Consider the following 20,942-nt stretch of genomic DNA (forward strand, 5'->3'; position numbering starts at 1 on the left):
GGTCAGGCTTTTTTCGCGATCAGCGCGCGAACAGCTTCCACCATGTCGCCGACATTCTTCAGATTGCTCCAGGCATCGACCGTGTTCATCTCGATCTCGATGCCATAGTCTTCCTCGAGATCGAAGATGATCTCCGTCAGCTCGAGCGAATGGATACCAAGCGAGGTCAATTCAGTGTTGGTCGTGATTTCTTCGCCGCCGGGCTCGGCATGAGCCTTGATCTTCGCGATGATATCCGTTGCCAGCTGGTCGGCCATTCGGTTTCTTCCCCACTATGTCGCGTTTCCCGACGCCAATTGAGCAGCGCCCCTTTTTCTCCCGGTATCAAGCCGCCGTCTTCGCTCTATACCCCCGCCAAGCGCTGCATGACCGTACCAAGGTGGTTCCCTCTATAGAAACCGAAACGTTGTCAAGCAACAAGCTATATCAGGCCATGCATCGACAAAGGCGCCGGAGTGCTTAACGTGCTGGCATGGATAAGACCGAACATGGCAGGATTTCGACGCAGCGCGCCGCGGGCGCGGCCCGGCTTTCCTGCGCCGTCGTCGACGGTCGCACGCGGCTGCGGCGCCTCTATCAGGACGGTGCCGCCAAGATAAGGATGCCGGCGGTCTCGGCCGATCCGCTCGAAGCGGTGCTGATCAACACCGCCGGCGGGATGACCGGCGGCGACCGTATCGCCTGGGACGTGGATGTCGGCGCGGCGGCCTCGGCCTCGATCACGACCCAGGCCTGCGAGAAAATCTATCGGGCGGCATCCGACCATGCCGAGGTGCGGGTGAAACTATCGGTCGGTGAAAACGGCCGCATCGCCTGGCTGCCGCAGGAAACCATCGTCTTCGACCAGGCGGCGTTTGCCCGCACGCTCGACGTCGACCTTGCCGTCGGCGCCGAGGCGCTGGTGCTCGAGGCCACGGTCTTTGGCCGCCTGGCCATGGGCGAACACGTCACGAAAGGCAATTTCCATGACCGCTGGCGTGTCCGCCAGGACGGCGAACTCATTCATGCCGAGGATTTCCGCATCGGGCCCGATATCGCGACCACGCTCGACCGCCCGGCGATTGCCGGTGGCGCGGTCGCGATGGCGACGCTGCTGCTGGTGTCGCCGCGGGCCGAGGCCCTGCTCGACCCAGTTCTGGGGATCGTCGGCGACCAGGGCAGCGCCAGTGCCTGGAGCGTGAGGAAATCTGGCAAGCTTCTTGCGAGGCTCTACGCCGGGGACGGCTATCGGCTCCGCCAGCGGCTGGTTCCGCTGGTCGAATTGCTCAACGGAAAGGCTGGGTTGCCCAAATTATGGTCACTGTAAGTCTGTCTACGCCATTCCAGGGAAGCGCATGAACCTGACACCGAGGGAAAAGGACAAGCTGCTGATCGCCATGGCGGCGATCGTGGCGCGCAAGCGGCTCGAACGCGGCGTCAAGCTCAATCATCCGGAAGCGATCGCGCTGATCACCGATTTCGTCGTCGAGGGCGCCCGTGACGGCCGCCCGGTCGCCGAATTGATGGAGGCCGGCGCCTACGTCGTCACCCGCGCGCAGGTGATGCAAGGCATCGCCGAGATGATCCCTGACGTGCAGGTCGAGGCGACATTCCCCGACGGCACCAAACTGGTGACCGTGCACGAACCCATCAGGTGAGGAGAGAAGAAGATGCTTGAGCTGCGTCCCAATTGCGAATGCTGTGACAAGGACCTGCCGCCGGAGGCGGCGGACGCGCTGATCTGCACCTTCGAATGCACCTTTTGCGCCGACTGCGTGGAACACATCTTGGGCGGCACCTGCCCCAATTGCGGCGGCAATTTTTCGGCGCGGCCGATCCGCCCGCCGGCGATGCTGAAGAAATATCCCGCCTCGACCAAGCGCGTTCTCAAAGCTGAAGGGTGCGAGCCCCGCAAGGCGGCGTGACACCACCACCCCGCAAACGAAAGGCAAATAGAATGATGTCCGCGAAACGCCTGTGCCTGTCGGGGATCCTGCTGCTGGCAGCAGTCATGCCGGCCTATGCCCATGTCAGCATCGGCACGACCTCCTCCTTCACGGCCGGCTTCATGCACCCGCTCTCCGGCCTCGATCACATGACGGTGATGATCGCGGTCGGCCTGTGGGCGGCGCTCAAGGGCGGCAAGGCAATCTGGGCCTGGCCGGCGGCTTTTGTCGGCGTGATGCTGGTCGGCGGCGGGCTCGGCATGCTGCATATGCCGCTGCCGTTCGTCGAACCCGGCATATTGGCGTCCGTCGTGGCGCTCGGGCTGCTGGTGGCGCTGGCAGTCGATCTGCCGGTCTCGGCCGGCGTCGCCATCATTGGCCTGTTCGCGCTGTTCCACGGCCATGCGCATGGCACCGAGGTGCCGGAAAATGCCGGCGGGCTGGAATATATAGCCGGCTTTGCCCTCGCGACAGCGCTGCTGCATGCCACCGGCATCGCTGCCGGGCTCGGGCTTGGCATCCGGTTCCGTGGCCTGGCCCGCGCCGCCGGTGCGGCCTGCGCGGCGGTCGGTACCGGCCTTGTCTTCGGCATGTTGTGAGGCACGATGATCCCCGGCGAAATCATCCCCAAGGACGGCGACATCGAACTCAACAAGGGGCTGCCGACCGTCACCCTGAAAGTGGCCAACAGCGGCGACCGGCCGATCCAGGTCGGCAGCCACTATCATTTCTTCGAGACCAATGAGGGCCTGAGGTTCGACCGCGACCGCGCGCGCGGCATGCGCCTCGACATCGCCGCCGGCACGGCCATGCGTTTCGAGCCTGGCCAGGAGCGCGACGTGACGCTGGTGCCGCTCGGCGGCAAGCGCGAGGTCTACGGATTTCAGCAGAAGGTGATGGGCAGGCTGTGAGATCGATGGCGTCTCATGCATGTCGCCCAAGAATGACTGGCGCTTTCGACTCAGTCCGACGGCTTGGCCGCAGCGTAGATGACGATCTTTCCAGGATCGTCGAATTCGACGGCGAGGACGTCCTGTGCAAGCACTCGCCGCGACTCGATGGCGTTGAACAGCAGCGCGTTGGCCTCGATCTCCTTGCGCAGCTCAGCAATGTCGTCCTGATGCTGTTTGACCTTGCTCTCGATCACCGGCGGCGGGCCGCCTTCGCTGCGCGCCGCATCGGTGAGGAGCACGATCTCGACCTTGTCGAGCTTGGACGTCTTGCGCACCGTGCCGATGTTTTCGCGCGTCCGGTCGATCGCCGTGTTGACGTTGCGGGCTTCGGCGGTGGCGCTGGCTTCTTCCTGCTTGACGTCCGAGCCGACGATACGGTTGACGGTCTCCGGGCTTTCAAGGCCCTGCGCATTCAACGTGGCGTGGGGCAGGCTCGCCGACAGAAACGCAGCAGCTGCAATGGCATGCAGCCATCGGAGGTCGGGCAAGGTGATGATGGTCATCGCTCGCTTTCGAGATTTGTTTCGACACTCAAAAGGCGAAACGAATCCAGCCCTGCCAAGGTTCCTTTCCCTCTGCAGCCGGCGGGCCGGACGTCGGCCCGCCGTGCTGCGTTATCAGCTCGCCTTCTTGGTGATCAGGGTCAGCGCGCCATTGGGCTGCATGCTGGCGGCGACGACCTGCGCCGAGCTAAGCCCCTTGGCTACGAGCGCGGACTTCACCTTCGGCGTGGCGTCGATCGAACTGCGCAATTTCTGCAGGCCGGCGTCGCCACGCTGGGCGATCACCTGGTTGACCTGCGTCTGGGTGTCCTTTGGCAGCTCCGTGATGTCGACGATGTTGACGCTCTGGATCGTCGGAACAGCCGGCTGAGCCTTGGGCGCGGCCGGGGCAGGCGTGGTCGGCGCCGGAGCGGGCTGTTGCGCGGGTTGCTGCTGGGCATTGGCGGCGCCCGCCAGCATCAGCGTGGCGGCGGCTGCAATCAATATCGTCTTGCGCATGGATTTTCCTTCCATCGATTTGGCAAACGGTCGGTTTGGGGTGACGCCCTAACCTCAACCGTCAAATCGGATGAGAAGGTGGCCAGCGGGTCATTGCGTGACCATTGGATGGCGACAATGTGCAGCCAGGCTTCAATCAAATCGCATTTCGGCAAACCACATTTCGGGAGCAATCGCTGATGGCTAGAATTACCCGCGCCGCCTATGCGCAGATGTATGGCCCGACCGTCGGCGACCGCGTGCGGCTTGCCGACACCGAATTGTTCATCGAGGTCGAGAGAGATCTCACCACCCATGGCGAGGAAGTAAAATTCGGCGGCGGCAAGGTGATCCGCGACGGCATGGGCCAGAGCCAGGTGTCACGTGCGCAAGGCGCGGTCGACACCGTCATCACCAATGCGCTGGTGGTCGATGCCAGCGCCGGCATCTTCAAGGCCGATATCGGCCTGCGCGACGGCCGCATCGCGGCAATCGGCAAGGCCGGCAATCCGGACATGCAGGGTGGCGTCACCATCATCATCGGCCCGGGCACCGAGATCATTGCCGGCGAGGGCAAGATCCTGACCGCCGGCGGCTTCGACGCGCATATCCATTTCATCTGCCCGCAGCAGATCGAGGAAGCACTGATGAGCGGCATCACCACCATGCTTGGCGGCGGCACCGGCCCCGCGCACGGCACACTGGCCACCACCTGCACGCCGGGGCCATGGCACATGGCCCGCATGATCCAGTCCTTTGACGCCTTCCCGATGAACATCGGCCTGTCGGGCAAGGGCAACGCTTCGCTGCCTGCGGCACTCGAGGAAATGGTGCTCGGCGGCGCCTGTTCGCTGAAGCTGCACGAGGACTGGGGGACGACGCCGGCGGCCATCGACTGCTGCCTGTCGGTCGCCGACGACTACGACGTGCAGGTGATGATCCATACCGACACGCTGAACGAGTCCGGCTTCGTCGAGAACACGGTGGCGGCGATCAAGGGCCGGACCATCCATGCCTTCCACACCGAGGGCGCCGGCGGCGGCCATGCGCCTGACATCATCAAGGTCTGCGGGCTGCCCAACGTCATTCCGTCCTCCACCAATCCGACCCGGCCCTACACGGTCAATACGCTCTCCGAGCATCTCGACATGCTGATGGTCTGCCATCATCTGTCGCCATCGATCCCCGAGGACATCGCCTTCGCCGAAAGCCGCATCCGCAAGGAGACCATCGCGGCGGAAGACATCTTGCACGACATCGGCGCGTTCTCGATCATCTCGTCGGACAGCCAGGCCATGGGGCGCGTCGGCGAGGTGGCGATCCGCACCTGGCAGACCGCCGACAAGATGAAGCGCCAGCGCGGCGCGCTGCCGCAGGAGACCGGCAACAACGACAATTTCCGCGTTCGCCGCTACATCGCCAAATACACCATCAACCCGGCCATCGCGCATGGGCTGTCCAGGGATATCGGCTCGATCGCGGTCGGCAAGCGCGCCGACCTGGTGCTGTGGAACCCGGCCTTCTTCGGCGTCAAGCCGGACATGGTGCTGATCGGCGGCATGATCACTGCTGCCCCAATGGGCGATCCCAACGCCTCGATCCCGACACCGCAGCCGATGCACTACCGGCCGATGTTCGGCGCCTATGGCAAGGCCAGGACCAACTCGTCGGTGACCTTCGTCTCCAAGGCGGCGCTCGAGTCGGGGCTGCATGGCAGGCTCGGCGTCGACAAGCAGTTCGTCGCCGTCGAGAACACCCGGGGCGGCATCGGCAAGCATTCGATGGTGCTCAACGACGCCATGCCGCGTATCGAGGTCGATCCCGAGACCTATGAGGTCCGCGCCGACGGCGAGCTGCTGACCTGCGAGCCCGCGACGGTGCTGCCGATGGCGCAGCGGTATTTTCTGTTTTAGGGTCATGGTCTGCAACGAATCTGGACCCGCCATGGACGAGCAAAAGAAGGCAGCCCTGATTTCAAGGATGGGTCCGTTGGAAGCCTACAACGGTGGCGCTGCTCCACGCGTCATGCCGATGATTACGCTGGAGCAGTATTTTGACGGAGCCGAAGGCGAAGCGGGTCTACTGTGCAATAGCCACGCTGCTCCCGACAACGACACGGTCCTGGCGACGTTCAAGTCGATACGCGACCGACCCGAGGTTCACGACATCAGGATAGCGATTACCCAATGCGATAACGGGGAATGGCCGTTCTCGGACAAGGTCGTCGTAGTAACTCGCGCCAGCGAAGACGAAGTGCTTGGCTGGCTGCCGTCTGGCTTTGAGCCGGACGAGACCTGGGAGGGAGATGTCGACCATCTGCCTGCGGAGAAGATCGAGGTTCCGTCCGACTACAGGAAGCTGTGGCTCTGGTACGATTGAGGCCGCAACTGCTGGAGTGCACAGAGTCGACCTATGGCCACCGAAATCACTTCCGCCCACGACATCTTTCCGCATATTCGCATCGTCATGGGCATGGTGATCGGGCTTGGCGTCGCCCGCCTGCTGTCGGGGGTGGCACGCATCGTCCAGCATCCCGCCCAGTACCGGCTCTATCCCGTGCACCTGGCCTGGGTCGCTTCGGTGCTTCTGATGCTGGTGCATTTCTGGTGGTGGGAGTTCGGCCTCTACGCCATCGAGACCTGGACCTTCGGCAAGTACCTGTTCATCATCTTCTATGCGATCACGCTGTTCCTGCTCTGCGCGCTTCTGTTTCCGGATTCGATGCTGGACTACACCAGCTACGAGGATTTCTTCTATTCGCGCCGGGCCTGGTTCTTCGGCCTGCTGGCCGCGACCTATCTGCTCGACGTGATCGACACGCTGCTGAAGGGACCGGAGCATTTTGCCCGCTTCGGCAACGAATATCTGTTCCGCACGCCGGTCTTCGTCGCGCTGTGCATCGCCGCGATCCTGGTGCAAGACCGCCGCTTCCACATCGCCTTTGTCGCGGCCGCGCTCGTCTATCAGATATCGTTCATCCTGCGGCTCTTCGACACGATCGTTTGACTACAGCGCCGCGCGTCTTTCCGACGCGCAAAGGACGCTGTAGCACTTTGACAAGCGCCCATTGGGATGAAGTGAGGGATGGTCTAGGCTTCCAGGGAAAGGCAGGTTTGCGCATGTACAAGGCCGTCGGATCGCGTGGATCCCGGGTCAGCCGCGTTCTCTGGATGCTCGAGGAACTCGGGCAGCCCTATGAATTCGTCGAGGTCAAGCTGCGCTCGCCGGAAGCCTATGCGCTCAACCCGTCGGGCAAGGTGCCGATCCTGATCGACGGTGAAGTGACGGTGACGGATTCGGCTGCGATCTGCGTCTATCTCGCCGACAAGCACGCCGACAAGGGCATGGGCGCCAGTCCGGGCGTTGCCGGGCGTGCCGAAATGGACTCCTGGATGCATTTCGCTCAATCGGAATTCGAAGCACCGCTTTGGAACAAGCTGCGCCATCGCTTCCTGCTGCCGAAGGAGGTGCGGGTCGATGTCGGCCCCGCGGCGGCTTACGACTTCGCGTCCGAGCTCAAGGCGCTGGACCGGCGGCTGGGCGACAAGCCGTTCGCACTGGGCGACCGGTTTTCGGCCGTCGACGTGTTGCTCGGCGATATGGGCGGCTGGGCCCGCGCCGGGCGGTTTCCAATCGAATCCGAGCGCGTCAACACCTATTTCGACCGCGTGCTGGCGCGGCCCGCCCGTGCGCGGGCGCAAGCCAATGGGGGATCCATGAAATGAAGCTCGACATCCGCACTGACTTCACCAAATTTCCCCGCGCCGTCTCGGTGTTGACCGCCGGCAATGCCGGGACCACGGCACCCTCCGGCCGCGCCATTCTCGCCCATGACGAGCGGCATCTGCGCCGCAGGGCGATCGAACTTGCCGACGGCAGCAAGGTGCTGGTCGACCTGCCAGAGCCCGTCGCCCTGAACGATGGCGACCGGCTGGTGCTGGAGGATGGCCGCCACATCGAGATCATTGCGGCGCCAGAGGATGTCTACGACATCCGCGCTCGCGACGGCGTACATCTGGCCGAGCTCGCCTGGCATATCGGCAACCGCCATCTCGCCGCGAGCATCGAGGCCGGGCGCATCCTCATCCTGCGCGACCATGTCATCAAGGCGATGCTTGAGGGGCTGGGCGCCACGGTGTCCGACGTCTCCGAGCCATTCAAGCCGGTGCGCGGCGCCTATTCCGGCCACGGTGGGCACAGCCATGATCACGCCCATGCGCACGCCGAGGCCCACGCGCACAGCCATGGTGAAGCGCATTCCCATTCGCATTCGCACAGTCACGCTGGCCACCGCCACGATCATGAGTGACCAGCCTTCCAACATCGCGCTGCTGCGGCTGATGGCATGGCTGTCGCCGGCCTTTCCGGTCGGCGGCTTTTCCTACAGCCATGGTCTCGAACGCGCGGTGCATGACGGGCTGGTTGCCGACGCGAAAACCCTCGCCGGGTGGCTGGAAACGCTGGTCGAGATGGGTTCGGGCTGGAACGACGCCGTGCTGTTCGCCGAGAGCTGGCGCCGCGCGCGCAACGACGGTGATCTCGACGAAATAGCGACACTTGCCGAGGCGCTCGCCGGTTCGCGCGAACGCCACACCGAGGCCATGCTGCAAGGCGCCGCCTTTCTCAAAGCGGCGACAGCATGGCCCAGCCCCGTGCTTGAGCGCTTGCCGGCCGAATGTGCCTATTGTGTCGCCGTCGGCGCCATCGCAGGCGGCCATTCAATTGCGCTTCAGGACGCGCTGTCCGCCTTCCTGCAGGCCTTCTTCTCCAACCTCGTCCAGGCCGCGATCCGGCTCGGCATCGTTGGCCAGAGCAAGGCCACTGCGCTGCTTGCCGGCTTCGAGCCGCTGGCGTTGTCGACAGCCGGCCGCGCCGCGCGCTCGGCATTGGATGATCTCGGCGGCTGCGCCCTTGTCTCCGAAATCATGGCTATGAAGCACGAAACCCAGTATTCGCGGTTGTTCCGTTCATGATTTTTCTCGCCTTCGCGCTATCGTTTGTCCTGCTGCTGATCACGGCGCTGCATGTCTATTGGGGCATTGGCGGCATCTGGCCGGGCCGGGATGCGGCCACTTGCGCCCATGCCGTCGTCGGCTTTCGCGGCGTCGATGAGATGCCGACGCCGTTCGCCAGTTTCGCCGTTGCCGCGTGCCTTGCCCTGGCGACACTGTGGCCGCTGGCGCTGGAAGGGGTCTTTGCCTCGCCCTTCCCCAGGGAAGGCCTCGCCGCCACCTCGCTGCTCATCGGGCTGGTGTTCCTGGGGCGCGGCATTGCCGGCTTCACGCCATGGTGGCGACGGCTGGCGCCGGAACAACCTTTCGCGCGGCTCGACCTGCGCTACTACTCGCCGCTGTGCCTGTTGATCGGGCTCGGCTTTGCCATCCTCGCCATCACGGAGTTTCCCGCATGACACAGAAAAATGGCCCGCTGCGCGTCGGCATTGGCGGTCCGGTCGGTTCGGGCAAGACGACGCTGACCGAAAAGCTGTGCAAGGCGCTGCGCGACGAATTCTCGATCGCAGTGGTGACCAACGACATCTACACCAAGGAAGACGCCATGATGCTGGCCCGGCTGCAGGCGCTGCCGGAGGATCGCATCATGGGTGTCGAGACCGGCGGCTGCCCGCACACCGCGATCCGTGAGGATGCCTCGATCAATCTGCAGGCGATCGCCGAGATGAACAAGAAATTCCCCGACCTCGACATCGTCTTCATCGAATCCGGTGGCGACAACCTCGCCGCCACCTTCTCGCCTGATCTCGCCGACCTGACGCTCTATGTCATCTCGGTCTGCCAGGGCGAGGAGATCCCGCGCAAGGGCGGGCCGGCGATCACCCGCTCCGATTTCCTGGTCATCAACAAGAGCGATCTGGCGCCGTATGTGAACGTCAATCTCGATGTGATGGAGAGCGACGCCGGCCGCATGCGCGGCAAGCGGCCGTTCGGCTTCACCGACCTGTCGCGCGGCAAGGGTCTGCGTGAGGTCATCGACTTCATCGTCGAGCATGGCGGCCTGCGGGCTGGCGCCGCCGCCAGCACGGCGGCATAGGCAACGACATCGGCGTCCGGCGGCGATCTCATCAAGGACCTTGGCTCTGCACCAAGCGAAAGCGGTTGCGAGCCTCGGCTGGTCGCGGCATTCTCGCCTCTTTCACGGAGTGTCCTCGATGAGCATCGCCCGCCTGCAAAAGGAAACGCTGACCAACCTGCCCTTCTACGAGGAGCGCGTCGACCTCGCCTGCGCCTTTCGCTGGACGGCAAGGCTCAACATGCACGAGGCAGTGGCCAATCATTTCTCGCTGGCGGTCAACGACGACGGCACGCAGTTCCTGATGAACCCCAACCAGGTGCATTTCTCGCGCATCAAGGCGAGCGACCTGCTGATGATCGACGCCAACGATCCGGATACGCTCTCGGGGCCGAATGCGCCCGACCCGACGGCGTGGGGGCTGCATGGCGCGATCCATCGCAACGTCCGCCACGCGCGCTGCGTCATACATGTGCATTCCATCCACGCCACGGTGCTGGCATCGCTCGCCGACTCTCGCCTGCCGCCGATCGACCAGAACTCGGCGATGTTCTTCAACCGCCATGTCGTCGATGCCCATTATGGCGGGCTGGCCTTCGAAGAGGAGGGCGAACGCTGCTCGCAGCTCCTCGTCGATCCAAAGGTCAAGGTGATGGTGATGGGCAACCACGGCGTGCTGGTCATCGGCGACACGGTCGCCGATGCCTTCAACCGCATGTTCTATTTCGAGCGTGCCGCCGAGACCTACATCAAGGCGCTGTGGACCGGCCGACCGCTGCGCACGCTGTCCGACGCGATCGCCGAGAAGACCGCAAGCGAGATGGACGACTATCCCGGCCAGGCCGAACGCCATCTCAGCGAGTTGAAGGCGATCCTCGACGAGCAGGAACCGGTCTACAGGAACTGAGCACCACGGGTTCTTGGCTGGCGCTTGTTTCGTCGTGAGAAGAATTTTCAGCGTCGCGCCGCCCCTCATTGCCCTGCCGGGCATTTCTCCCCGTATGGTGACGGGGAGAAAGGTCGCTGTCACAGACGGTTTCGCCAATCATCAACGTTGAAGAAGGAGCACCAAGGTGCGGCAAGTCCCTTCTCCCCGTCACTATACGGGGAGAAGGTGGCGGCAGCCGGATGAGGGGCGGCGCCGACGTTTGTGAGTTCGATCAGAGAGCCAGTTCTTTACGCAATTCCTCGGCGCTGTTGATGACGATAGCACCGGGCGGGCCTTCCATCGGCTTTTCCGGCCAGAAGATCGTCGTCATGCCTGCCGCCAGCCCCGCCATGGCGCCCGGCCAGCTGTCGTCGATCGCTATCGCCTGCGCGGGAGCGACGCCAGCGAGATACGCGGCGCGCAGGAAGGGTTCGGCGTGCGGCTTGCCCTCGCGCACATCGTTGCGGCTGATCGTCTTCATGCCGGGATAGGTCAGCCCGACCATGCGAAGGTTGGCGTCGACGATCATGCGGTCCGAATTCGACACCACGGCTTGCGCCACGCCCCTTGCCCGCAAGTCGTTGAAGATTTCGATCGCACCGGGGCGCGGCTGCAAGCGCTCGACCAGCGGAAGATAGTGCTCGTATTTGCGGATGATCCAGTCGTCGAACGGCAGGTCCAGGCCGAACTCGTCGCGCATCATCTCATAGACCGGCCAGGCGGCGACGCCGAGCACGCGCTCATGCAGGTCGGCCGGCGGGACGAGACCGACATTGCGCATCGCCGCCACCAAAGCGGCCTCGTGCAGCGGTTCGCTGTCGACCAGCGTGCCGTCCATATCCCAGAAAACCGCTTTCGGCGTCATGCAAGGCTCCTTTTTGCGATCCCTTAAAGGGTTTGCGCGGGGAGATAAACCTTCCCGATCGCAGAACGTGCCGGCTGTCGGAGCCGAAGCGATGGTCTTTCTCCCGCGCGATCATCGCCGGAGAACGAAATCCTCGCGCCGTGTGTGCCGAGGGTTGCAAGCAATTGCCCTTGAGATTGACAATTGCGCAGCAGGCCGTTCCCTGCGAGAGTAGAAGCGGACCGCGCTCATGACCGGCGGTTTGCGGAGGCAGGACGTGAATACCCGGCAGGATGGCGGCAGCAACAGGCTGGACGACGCGGCGCGCGCGGGCTGGCTTTATTATGTTGCCGGCAACACGCAGGACCAGATCGCCACCACGCTCGGCATTTCGCGGCAGACGGCGCAGCGGCTGGTGTCGCTGGCGGTGTCGGAAGGCTTGATCAAGGTCCGTGTCGACCATCCCATCGCCAACTGCCTCGATCTGGCGGCGCGGTTGAGATCGCGCTTCGCGTTCGACCTGGTCGAGGTGGTGCCGAGCGATCCCAATTCATCTTCCACCACCATCGGCATCGCCGAAGCGGCCGCGGCCGAGATCGAGAGGCGGCTGCGCTCGCCGACGCCGATCGTCATGGCGATCGGCACCGGCCGCACGCTGAAAGCGGCGATCGAACAGTTGCCGCCTATGGAATGCCCGCAGCACAAGGTGGTGTCCCTGACCGGCAACATCTCGCCGGACGGCTCGGCCGCCTTCTACAACGTCATCTTCACCATGGCCGACAGGGTCAAGGCGCGATCCTTCCCGATGCCGCTTCCGGTCATCGCCTCTTCGCCGGAGGAGCGCGAGATGCTGCTCAACCAGCCGATGATCCAGCCGACGCTGGCGCTGGCCGCCGAGGCCGACGTCACTTTCATCGGCATTGGCGATCTCGGCCCCAAGGCACCGCTCTATGAGGACGGCTTCATTTCGGAAAGTGAGCTGAAGGCGCTGCAGAAGGCCGGCGGCATCGCCGAAATCGTCGGTTGGGTCTACGATCGCGAAGGCCGCATGATCGAGGGCATCACCAACGACCGGGTGTCGTCGGCTTCGCTGCCATCGCGCGAAAAATCACTGGTGATTGCACTGGCGATGGGCGAACGAAAACTGCCGGGTATCCTGGCGGCGGCCAACCGGCGGCTGATCAATGGCCTCATCACCGACGAGCGGACGGCGGCTGCCCTGCTGGCCAGCGTCTAACCGGGCTGCCATCGATCGCAGACGCCGGTGCGACTGATTTCGGATAAAGCCAGCCGGGCTATTTGCCCCGCCCGAAAGGGTCGTTGCCGTCGAGGAAGCCTACGTCGCGCTGCAGATGCGGCGACAGGTCCCTGATGTCGAGATGCGTCCGTTTTCTGATTGCGAACCAACCCAATCCGTCCGTGAGCCACGAAATCCAGCGATGATCCGGAGCGGGAGTGCACTTTTGCTGCGCCATGGTCATGATCGTCAACCTTCGCTATCCTGAACCCGAATGAATGGTTGACCCTGAATGTCGGTCTTGCCGGCCGGCTTTGCCAATCGAACATCTGTTATGACCCATAAGGAGGTTTTATGCCTGACCTCAGCTCGCGACAGCTCTCCCAACTCCCGCCGCTGCAAGCGATCAGGGTGTTCGACGCGGTGGCGCGGCATCTTTCCTTCACCAAGGCCGCCGAGGAGCTCGCCATGACGCAGGCGGCGGTCAGCTATCAGATCAAGGTGCTGGAAGAGCGCGTCGGCGCGCCGCTGTTCCTGCGGCGGCCGCGGCAGATTGTGTTGACCGAGGCCGGACAGCGTCTTGCCCCGGGGGTCAGCGAAGCCTTTGCCCTTCTTGGCCAGGCCTACGCCGCGGCGCGTGGCGGCGCCGACGGGCTGCTGTGCGTCACCACGGTGCTGACCTTTGCCTCGAACTGGCTGGCGCACCATCTCGGCTCGTTCCAGATCGCTCATCCCTCCATTGCCGTTCGGCTCGAGACGTCAAGCCGCCTGACCGACTTCGCCCGCGAGGATATCGATCTCGCCATCCGTTCGGGGGGCGGCAAATGGCCGGGCCTGGAAGCCTACAAGCTGCTCGATGCCGATTTCACGCCGATGCTGAGCCCGAAACTCGCGGCGACCATCGGCGGCGTCAAAGAGCCGGCCGACCTGTTGCGGCTGCCGATCCTCGATCCCGGCGACATCTGGTGGACCGAGTGGTTTTCGGCTGCCGGCGTGAACTCGCACGACCTTGCCAAACGGCCCGGCAGCAGCATGGGCGCGCAGGCCTATGAGGCCAATGCAGCCATCGCCGGCCATGGCGTGGCGATCCTGACCCGGGCGCTGTTCAAGGCGGAACTCGCCGACGGCCGCCTGATCCAGCCTTTCGACCTGGTGGGCGACGATGGCCACGCCTATTGGCTGGTCTATCCCCAGGCGCGCCGCAACGTGCCGAAGATCCGCGCCTTCCGCGACTGGCTGCTGGCCGAAATCGCCTGCTGACAGGCAAGTCTCCGGCAAGCCAATCCTGCCCTGTCGCCTGAATAGCTGTCCTGTCGCCTGAATAGCTGTCCTGTCGCCTGAATGCGCAGGACCGGCGAAGTCGGCTTGGCATTTCCACGCACACATGGTCCGCCGACACCGCCGGGTGCTGCGCTGCAGCATCGAATCCGGCTTGACATAATTGACGTCAGGTGAGTAATTGCTCAAAGCCAAGGCAAATGCTCATCTTGGTTCATGGGAGGAATTTGATGAAACTTCGCACGCTCACCCTGGGCTTGTTGTCGGCCAGCGCTCTTGCCTTCGCCGCACATGCCGAATCCATCACCATCGCCACCGTCAACAATGGCGATATGGTCCGCATGCAAAAGCTGACGGAAGACTTCACCAAGGCTAACCCCGACATCCAGCTCAACTGGGTCACGCTCGAAGAAAATGTGCTGCGCGAGCGTGTCACCACCGACATCGCCACCAAGGGCGGCCAGTATGACGTGATGACCATCGGCACCTATGAAGTCCCGATCTGGGCCAAGCAGAGCTGGCTTCTGCCGCTCGACAAGCTCGGCGACGACTATGACGCCAAGGACATCATCCCGGCCATATCAGGCGGTCTTTCGGTTGACGGCAAGCTCTATGCAGCGCCTTTCTACGGCGAGAGCTCCTTCGTCATGTACCGCAAGGACCTGATGGACAAGGCCGGGCTGAAGATGCCCGACGCGCCGACCTGGGACTTCATCAAGCAGGCCGCCGACAAGATGACCGACCGCGCCAATGGCGTGAACGGCGTCTGCCTGCGCGGCAAGGCCGGCTGGGGCGAGAACATGGCTTTCCTGACCGCCATGTCGAACTCCTTCGGCGCACGCTGGTTCGACGAGAACTGGAAGCCGCAGTTCGACCAGCCCGAATGGAAGAACACCCTGCAGTTCTATGTCGACCTGATGAAGGCCGACGGTCCTGAGGGCGCATCGTCCAACGGCTTCAACGAAAACCTGGCGCTGTTCCAGCAGGGCAAATGCGGCATGTGGATCGACGCCACGGTCGCCGCGTCCTTCGTTTCGGACCCGAAGAACTCCACCGTCGCCGACAAGGTCGGTTATGCGCTGGCGCCCGATAATGGCCTGGGCAAGCGCGGCAACTGGCTGTGGGCCTGGTCGCTGGCCATTCCCGCCGGCACGCAGAAGGCAGATGCCGCCGAGAAGTTCGTTTCCTGGGCAACCAGCAAGCACTACGCCGACCTGGTGGCTTCGAAGGAAGGCTGGGCCAATGCTCCTCCCGGCACGCGCTCCTCGCTCTACGCCAATGCCGACTACCAGAAGGCGGCTCCGTTCGCCAAGATGACGCTGGACTCGATCAATGCCGCCGATCCAACGCATCCGACCGTCAAGCCGGTGCCCTATGTCGGCGTGCAGTTCGTCGCCATCCCTGAATTCCAGGGACTTGGCACCACTGTCGGCCAGCTCTTCTCGGCGGCTCTTGCCGGCCAGTCGAGCGTCGACGATGCCCTGAAGCAGGCCCAGGACGCTGCCACCGCGGCAATGACCGAAGGCGGTTATATCAAGTAGGCTCCTCCCGGTGCCGAATGCCGGTCGCCTCCTTGACCGGCAACGGCCGCCCGAGTCCCAGTTCGGGCGGCCGCCTTTAACGCCTTTTGAAAATTCAGTCTGACCATTGAAGGGTGACCGTCATGGCTACTCAGCAGACCCGTTCGCTTGCCCGTTTCATGATGGCGCCATCTGTCGTGCTCCTGCTGGTCTGGATGGTTGTTCCACTGGCACTCACGCTGTGGTTCTCCTTCCAGCAGTACAACCCGCTCAATCCGATCCGCGACGGGTTCGTCGGCTTCTCGAACTACGCGCTGTTCTATTCCAACCCGGCCTTCCTGCAATCGATCCTCAACACGCTTACGCTGGTGATCAGCGTGCTGTTGATCACAGTGATCGGCGGCATCCTGCTGGCGCTTTTGATCGATCAGCCGATGTGGGGCCAAGGCATTGTCCGCATCCTCGTCATCTCGCCGTTCTTCGTCATGCCGCCGGTGGCCGCATTGGTCTGGAAGAACATGATCATGCACCCGCAATACGGGATTTTTGCCGACATAGCGCGCTTCTTCGGCGCCCAGCCGATCGACTGGTTCGGGCAGCATCCGATGACAGCGATCATCATCATCGTCGCCTGGCAATGGCTGCCCTTCGCGACGCTGATCCTGTTGACCGCGCTGCAGTCGCTCGACGGTGAGCAGAAGGAAGCCGCCGAAATGGACGGCGCCGGTTTCATCAGCCGCTTCATCCATCTGACGCTGCCGCACATGTCGCGCGCCATCACCGTCGTCATCCTGATCCAGACGATCTTCCTTTTGTCGGTCTATGCCGAGATCCTCGTCACCACCAATGGTGGCCCTGGATACGCCTCCACCAACCTGCCCTTCCTGGTCTACCAGAAGGCCTTGCTGGAGTTCAAAATCGGCCAGGCATCCGCCGGCGGCATCATCGCTGTCATTCTCGCCAATATCGTTGCCTTCTTCGCCATGCGCGCCGTCGGCAAGAACCTGGACAAGTAAGGGAGATTGAGATGGCACGTGCAGTCACCACCCAGCACAAGACAATCGCGACCGTTGCCGCCTGGATCGTCGCGCTGCTGATCTTCTTCCCGATCCTCTATACGATCATCACCTCGTTCAAGTCGGAGCAGGAAGCGATCCAGGGCTTCAACCTGATCCCGTCGGGAACGTTCGAGAGTTACACCGAGGTTCAGGCGCAGAGCGGCTACTTCAAGTTCTTCTTCAACTCGGTGCTGCTCTCGGTCGGCTCGACCATCCTGGCCCTGCTGGTCGCCATTCCGGCGGCATGGTCGATGGCTTTCTCGCCGACCAAGCGGACCAAGGACATCCTGATGTGGATGCTGTCCACCAAGATGATGCCGGCGGTCGCCGTGCTGTTCCCGATCTACCTGATCTTCCGCAACTTCGGGCTGCTCGATAGCCGCGTCGGCCTGATGGTCATGCTGATGCTGATCAACCTGCCGATCGTGGTGTGGATGCTCTACACCTACTTCCGCGAAATCCCGGGCGAGATCCTGGAAGCGGCGCGCATGGACGGCGCTTCGCTGTGGAACGAGATCGTCTATGTGCTGACGCCGATGGCGGTGCCGGGTATCGCCTCGACCATGCTGTTGAACATCATCCTGGCCTGGAACGAGGCGTTCTGGACGATCCGGCTGACCACCACGGACGCCGCACCCCTGACCGCCTTCATCAGTTCGTTCTCCAGCCCGCAAGGCCTGTTCTGGGCCAAGCTTTCGGCCGCCTCGACGCTGGCCATCGCCCCAATCCTGATCATGGGCTGGTTCAGCCAGAAGCAGCTGGTGCGCGGCCTGACATTTGGTGCGGTGAAGTAACAGAAATTGCCTGAAGCAATCCGGCAGAAATAGCCCTCGGGGAGGAAACTATGGGAAACATCACGCTCAAGAACGTCTCCAAGCATTTTGGATCGACGATCATCATCCCCGGCCTTGATCTTGTGATCGAAAATGGCGAGTTCGTCGTCTTCGTCGGCCCGTCGGGTTGCGGCAAGTCCACGCTGCTGCGCCTGATCGCCGGGCTGGAGGACACCAGCGGCGGCACCATCAACATCGATGGCCGCGACGTCACCGGCGAGGCGCCGGCCAAGCGCAAGCTGGCCATGGTGTTCCAATCCTATGCGCTCTATCCGCACATGACGGTGGCCAAGAACATCGCCTTCCCGCTGAAGATGGCGGGCGAGGACCAGGCGACCATCGACAAGAAGGTGAAGGATGCGGCGCGCGTCCTGAACCTCACCAACTATCTCGAACGCCGGCCCGGCCAGCTCTCCGGCGGCCAGCGCCAGCGCGTCGCCATCGGCCGTGCCATCGTGCGCCAGCCCTCGGCCTTCCTGTTCGACGAACCGCTGTCCAACCTCGATGCCGCCCTGCGCGGCACCATGCGGCTGGAGATCAGCGAGCTGCATCATCAGCTCAAGACGACGATGATCTACGTCACCCACGACCAGGTCGAAGCCATGACCATGGCCGACAAGATCGTCGTGCTGAACGCCGGCAACATCGAGCAGGTCGGCTCGCCGATGGAGCTCTACAAGACGCCGCGCAACCTGTTCGTCGCCGGCTTCATCGGCTCGCCGAAGATGAACCTGATCGAAGGGGCGCCAGCGGCCAAATACAGCGCCAAGACCATCGGCATCCGTCCCGAGCACATGGAGATCTCGACCACGGCGGGCGAATGGAAAGCCATAGTCGGTGTTGCCGAGCATCTCGGCTCCGACACCTTCCTGCATGTCCAGGCTGATGGCGTCGGTCCGCTGACCGTGCGCGCCGACGGCGAACTCGCCGTCCATCACGGCGACACCATCTACCTGACCCCCGACAAGGCCAAGCTGCATCGCTTCGGTGCCGACGGGAAGGCGATGTGAGCATGCGCCTGGCCGGCAAATCCGCGCTGATCACGGGTTCGGCCCGTGGCATCGGCAGAGCCTTCGCCGAAGCCTATGCCGGCGAAGGCGCCACCGTCGCCATTGCCGACATCAATCTCGAGGCTGCGCAGAAGACAGCCGCCGAGATCGGCGGCAAGGCCTATGCGGTCAAGCTCGACGTCACCGACATCGCCTCCATCGAGGCGTCGGTGAGAACCGTCGAGACGACGACCGGCGGCCTCGACATCCTGATCAACAATGCCGCTCTGTTCGATCTGGCGCCGATCGTCGAGATCACCAAGGCAAGCTACGACAAGCTGTTTTCCGTCAACGTCGCCGGCACGCTGTTCATGCTGCAGGCCGCTGCCCGCTCGATGATCGCGCGGGGCAAGGGCGGCAGGATCATCAACATGGCGAGCCAGGCCGGGCGGCGCGGCGAGGCGCTGGTCGGCGTCTATTGCGCCACCAAGGCCGCCGTCATCTCGCTGACCCAATCGGCAGGGCTCGACCTGATCAAGCACGGCATCAACGTCAACGCGATTGCCCCTGGGGTCGTCGACGGCGAGCACTGGGATCACGTCGATTCGCTGTTTGCCAAGTATGAAAACCGGCCGAAGGGCGAGAAGAAGAGGCTGGTTGGCGAGGCGGTGCCGTATGGCCGCATGGGCACGGCGCAGGACCTCATCGGCATGGCGGTCTTTCTCGCCAGCAGCGATGCCGAATACATCGTCGCCCAGACCTACAATGTCGATGGCGGCCAGTGGATGAGTTGAGGGCGGGGGTGGTCTCTGCTCCTCGTCCCTCCGCGGGGAGCAGAGGCCGACAAACGAAGGCCGAAGCCGGCCAAAGGGTAAAACAGATGACCGTGAAACTCTCGTCTTCCAACCTCGCCAAGCTGCCCGCCAAGGTTGCCGGTCCCAAATACGACCGCGCGGCGCTCAAGCCCGGCATCGTCCATTTCGGCGTCGGCAATTTCCACCGCTCGCATCAGGCCGTCTATCTCGACGATTTGTTCAATTCGGGAATCGGGCATGAGTGGGCGCTGGTCGGCGCCGGCGTGTTCGAGGGCGAGAAGATCGGCCGCGGCAAACTGGAGGAGCAGGACTGGCTGACCACCGTGGTCGAACAGGATAGCGGCCATATGAGTGCCCGCGTCACCGGCGTCATGATCGACTTCCTGATGCCGGGCGATGCGGCCGGCATCATCGAACGGCTCGCCGACCCGGCGATCAAGATCGTTTCGCTGACCATCACCGAAGGCGGCTACTTCATCGACCCGGCTTCCGGCGTCTTCAACCCGACCCATCCCGACATCGTCGCCGACGCGCAGCCGGGCGCCACGCCGAAGACGGTGTTCGGCATCATCCTCGCCGGGCTGGTCCGCCGGCGCGATGACGGCGTCGTGCCGTTCACCGTCATGTCCTGCGACAACATTCCCCACAATGGCCACGTCACCTCCGATGGCGTCATCGGCCTTGCCCGGCTGATCGACGAGGATCTGGCAAACTGGGTCAGCGAGCATGTCGCCTTTCCCAATGGCATGGTCGATCGCATCACGCCGGCCACCACGGATCGGGAACGCGGCATCCTGGCCAGCGAGTTCGGGCTGGAGGACAACTGGCCGGTGTTCTGCGAGCCGTTCCGGCAATGGGTGCTGGAAGACCATTTCACCGACGGCCGGCCGCCGCTGGAAAAGGTCGGCGTACAGTTCGTCAAGGACGTCGCGCCCTACGAGCTGATGAAGATCCGCATCCTCAATGGCGGCCATGCCACCATCGCCTATCCGGCCGGGCTGATGGACATCCATTTCGTCCATGAGGCGATGCAGGAACCACTGGTCAGCGGCTTTCTGGCCAAGCTCGAACGGGAAGAGATCATTCCGACCGTGCCGCCGGTGCCGGACACCATTCTGGAGGACTATTACCAGCTCATCGAGAGCCGTTTTTCCAATCCCAAGATCGGCGACACGGTGCGCCGGCTCTGCCTCGACGGCTCCAACCGCCAGCCCAAATTCATCATCCCGACCATTGCCGACCGGCTGAAGGCCGGAAAGGGAGTCGCCGGCCTGGCGCTGGAATCGGCCCTTTGGTGCCGCTACTGCTTCGGCACGACGGACAGCGGCGCCGTCATCGAGCCCAACGATCCGAGCTGGGACCGGCTGCAGGCGACGGCAAAGGCGGCAAAGGACGCGCCCGCCGCCTGGCTTGCCATGGAGGACATCTATGGCGATGTCGGCCGCGCCAAGGCGTTCGTCGAGGCCTTCGCCCATGCGCTCAACGTGCTGTGGGCGAGCGGCACGCGCGCGACGCTGACGCGCTACCTCGCCGGCGCGCTCTGAGACCATTCGGC

27 protein-coding genes are annotated in these 20,942 nt (G+C 63.5%); 22 read left to right on the forward strand and 5 right to left on the reverse strand.

Features of this window, described 5'->3' with window-relative positions; all coding sequences use genetic code 11:
* Nucleotides 1-2: 2 nt before the first annotated feature.
* Entirely contained in the window at nt 3-257 is a 255-nt protein-coding gene (locus AC1DZP_RS12375) for an acyl carrier protein (RefSeq protein ID WP_184873030.1), read from the reverse strand.
* 215 nt (nt 258-472) lie between these two features.
* Between AC1DZP_RS12375 and AC1DZP_RS12380 the strand changes: the two genes are divergently transcribed.
* The 5 genes from AC1DZP_RS12380 to AC1DZP_RS12400 are packed head-to-tail and all read left to right on the forward strand — an operon-like array spanning nt 473 to nt 2,836.
* Nucleotides 473-1,306 carry an urease accessory protein UreD gene (locus AC1DZP_RS12380; RefSeq protein WP_477302635.1) on the forward strand — a complete coding sequence of 278 codons (834 nt, stop codon included), beginning with the start codon at nt 473-475 and terminating at the stop codon, nt 1,304-1,306.
* Nucleotides 1,307-1,334: 28 nt separating this feature from the next.
* Nucleotides 1,335-1,637 (forward strand): urease subunit gamma, encoded by a 303-nt coding sequence (locus AC1DZP_RS12385; RefSeq protein WP_095083338.1) that lies wholly within the window; start codon nt 1,335-1,337, stop codon nt 1,635-1,637.
* A 12-nt stretch (nt 1,638-1,649) separates the two neighbouring features.
* Nucleotides 1,650-1,904: a DUF1272 domain-containing protein gene (locus AC1DZP_RS12390; RefSeq protein ID WP_477302638.1), complete on the forward strand. Its 255-nt coding sequence runs from the start codon at nt 1,650-1,652 to the stop codon at nt 1,902-1,904.
* Between the two features lie 32 nt (nt 1,905-1,936).
* Nucleotides 1,937-2,524 (forward strand): HupE/UreJ family protein, encoded by a 588-nt coding sequence (locus AC1DZP_RS12395; protein ID WP_477302640.1) that lies wholly within the window; start codon nt 1,937-1,939, stop codon nt 2,522-2,524.
* Nucleotides 2,525-2,530: 6 nt separating this feature from the next.
* Complete coding sequence (locus AC1DZP_RS12400) at nt 2,531-2,836, forward strand: urease subunit beta (RefSeq protein ID WP_477302642.1); 306 nt, start codon at nt 2,531-2,533, stop codon at nt 2,834-2,836.
* Nucleotides 2,837-2,886: 50 nt separating this feature from the next.
* On the opposite strand, the gene AC1DZP_RS12405 is transcribed toward AC1DZP_RS12400, so the two are convergent.
* Nucleotides 2,887-3,381, reverse strand: coding sequence for a hypothetical protein (locus AC1DZP_RS12405; RefSeq protein WP_477302644.1), 495 nt, complete (start codon nt 3,379-3,381; stop codon nt 2,887-2,889).
* A gap of 114 nt (nt 3,382-3,495) precedes the next feature.
* A complete protein-coding gene (locus AC1DZP_RS12410) occupies nt 3,496-3,879 on the reverse strand; it encodes a hypothetical protein (RefSeq protein ID WP_477302646.1) in 384 nt (127 codons plus the stop codon).
* Between the two features lie 179 nt (nt 3,880-4,058).
* On the opposite strand from AC1DZP_RS12410, the gene ureC reads away from it, so the two are divergent.
* From ureC to AC1DZP_RS12455, 9 genes are all read left to right on the forward strand, one after another.
* Nucleotides 4,059-5,771: an urease subunit alpha gene (ureC, locus tag AC1DZP_RS12415; protein WP_477302648.1), complete on the forward strand. Its 1,713-nt coding sequence runs from the start codon at nt 4,059-4,061 to the stop codon at nt 5,769-5,771.
* A 31-nt stretch (nt 5,772-5,802) separates the two neighbouring features.
* Nucleotides 5,803-6,237, forward strand: coding sequence for a hypothetical protein (locus AC1DZP_RS12420; protein WP_457150170.1), 435 nt, complete (start codon nt 5,803-5,805; stop codon nt 6,235-6,237).
* Nucleotides 6,238-6,270: 33 nt separating this feature from the next.
* Nucleotides 6,271-6,864: a hypothetical protein gene (locus AC1DZP_RS12425; protein WP_477225031.1), complete on the forward strand. Its 594-nt coding sequence runs from the start codon at nt 6,271-6,273 to the stop codon at nt 6,862-6,864.
* Nucleotides 6,865-6,977: 113 nt separating this feature from the next.
* Nucleotides 6,978-7,583 (forward strand): glutathione S-transferase family protein, encoded by a 606-nt coding sequence (locus AC1DZP_RS12430; protein ID WP_477302650.1) that lies wholly within the window; start codon nt 6,978-6,980, stop codon nt 7,581-7,583.
* The gene (ureE, locus tag AC1DZP_RS12435; RefSeq protein WP_477302652.1) at nt 7,580-8,167 is read left to right on the forward strand and encodes an urease accessory protein UreE; all 588 of its coding nucleotides are present in this window, start codon (nt 7,580-7,582) and stop codon (nt 8,165-8,167) included. Before AC1DZP_RS12430 ends, ureE begins: the two co-directional genes overlap by 4 nt.
* The gene (locus tag AC1DZP_RS12440; protein ID WP_477302654.1) at nt 8,160-8,831 is read left to right on the forward strand and encodes an urease accessory protein UreF; all 672 of its coding nucleotides are present in this window, start codon (nt 8,160-8,162) and stop codon (nt 8,829-8,831) included. Before ureE ends, AC1DZP_RS12440 begins: the two co-directional genes overlap by 8 nt.
* Complete coding sequence (locus AC1DZP_RS12445; RefSeq protein ID WP_477302656.1) at nt 8,828-9,268, forward strand: DUF3995 domain-containing protein; 441 nt, start codon at nt 8,828-8,830, stop codon at nt 9,266-9,268. Before AC1DZP_RS12440 ends, AC1DZP_RS12445 begins: the two co-directional genes overlap by 4 nt.
* Nucleotides 9,265-9,906 carry an urease accessory protein UreG gene (gene ureG, locus AC1DZP_RS12450; protein ID WP_095083358.1) on the forward strand — a complete coding sequence of 214 codons (642 nt, stop codon included), beginning with the start codon at nt 9,265-9,267 and terminating at the stop codon, nt 9,904-9,906. The genes AC1DZP_RS12445 and ureG overlap by 4 nt, the downstream gene beginning before the upstream one ends.
* Before the next feature lie 118 nt (nt 9,907-10,024).
* Entirely contained in the window at nt 10,025-10,792 is a 768-nt protein-coding gene (locus AC1DZP_RS12455; protein ID WP_477225025.1) for a class II aldolase and adducin N-terminal domain-containing protein, read from the forward strand.
* A gap of 253 nt (nt 10,793-11,045) precedes the next feature.
* On the opposite strand, the gene AC1DZP_RS12460 is transcribed toward AC1DZP_RS12455, so the two are convergent.
* Entirely contained in the window at nt 11,046-11,678 is a 633-nt protein-coding gene (locus AC1DZP_RS12460; RefSeq protein WP_477302659.1) for an HAD family hydrolase, read from the reverse strand.
* A 256-nt stretch (nt 11,679-11,934) separates the two neighbouring features.
* Between AC1DZP_RS12460 and AC1DZP_RS12465 the strand changes: the two genes are divergently transcribed.
* Entirely contained in the window at nt 11,935-12,894 is a 960-nt protein-coding gene (locus tag AC1DZP_RS12465) for a sugar-binding transcriptional regulator (protein ID WP_457150178.1), read from the forward strand.
* A 58-nt stretch (nt 12,895-12,952) separates the two neighbouring features.
* On the opposite strand, the gene AC1DZP_RS12470 is transcribed toward AC1DZP_RS12465, so the two are convergent.
* Nucleotides 12,953-13,138 carry a hypothetical protein gene (locus AC1DZP_RS12470; RefSeq protein ID WP_095084331.1) on the reverse strand — a complete coding sequence of 62 codons (186 nt, stop codon included), beginning with the start codon at nt 13,136-13,138 and terminating at the stop codon, nt 12,953-12,955.
* Nucleotides 13,139-13,248: 110 nt separating this feature from the next.
* Here AC1DZP_RS12470 and gcvA point away from each other — a divergent pair, with 110 nt between their 5' ends.
* From gcvA to AC1DZP_RS12505, 7 genes are all read left to right on the forward strand, one after another.
* Nucleotides 13,249-14,154 (forward strand): transcriptional regulator GcvA, encoded by a 906-nt coding sequence (gene gcvA / locus AC1DZP_RS12475; protein ID WP_477302661.1) that lies wholly within the window; start codon nt 13,249-13,251, stop codon nt 14,152-14,154.
* Between the two features lie 248 nt (nt 14,155-14,402).
* Nucleotides 14,403-15,713, forward strand: a complete 1,311-nt coding sequence (locus AC1DZP_RS12480) for an ABC transporter substrate-binding protein (protein ID WP_477302663.1) — start codon at nt 14,403-14,405, stop codon at nt 15,711-15,713.
* Between the two features lie 122 nt (nt 15,714-15,835).
* A complete protein-coding gene (locus AC1DZP_RS12485) occupies nt 15,836-16,708 on the forward strand; it encodes a carbohydrate ABC transporter permease (protein ID WP_095083368.1) in 873 nt (290 codons plus the stop codon).
* Between the two features lie 11 nt (nt 16,709-16,719).
* Nucleotides 16,720-17,544, forward strand: a complete 825-nt coding sequence (locus AC1DZP_RS12490) for a carbohydrate ABC transporter permease (protein WP_095083370.1) — start codon at nt 16,720-16,722, stop codon at nt 17,542-17,544.
* 50 nt (nt 17,545-17,594) lie between these two features.
* On the forward strand, nt 17,595-18,593 hold the full coding sequence (locus AC1DZP_RS12495) for an ABC transporter ATP-binding protein (RefSeq protein ID WP_095083372.1): 999 nt from the start codon (nt 17,595-17,597) through the stop codon (nt 18,591-18,593).
* A 2-nt stretch (nt 18,594-18,595) separates the two neighbouring features.
* Nucleotides 18,596-19,366 (forward strand): L-iditol 2-dehydrogenase, encoded by a 771-nt coding sequence (locus AC1DZP_RS12500; protein ID WP_477302943.1) that lies wholly within the window; start codon nt 18,596-18,598, stop codon nt 19,364-19,366.
* Between the two features lie 86 nt (nt 19,367-19,452).
* Complete coding sequence (locus tag AC1DZP_RS12505) at nt 19,453-20,931, forward strand: mannitol dehydrogenase family protein (protein WP_477302665.1); 1,479 nt, start codon at nt 19,453-19,455, stop codon at nt 20,929-20,931.
* The last annotated feature ends 11 nt before the right edge of the window (nt 20,932-20,942 follow it).

Source organism: Mesorhizobium sp. P2_F8 (genome assembly GCF_056403655.1).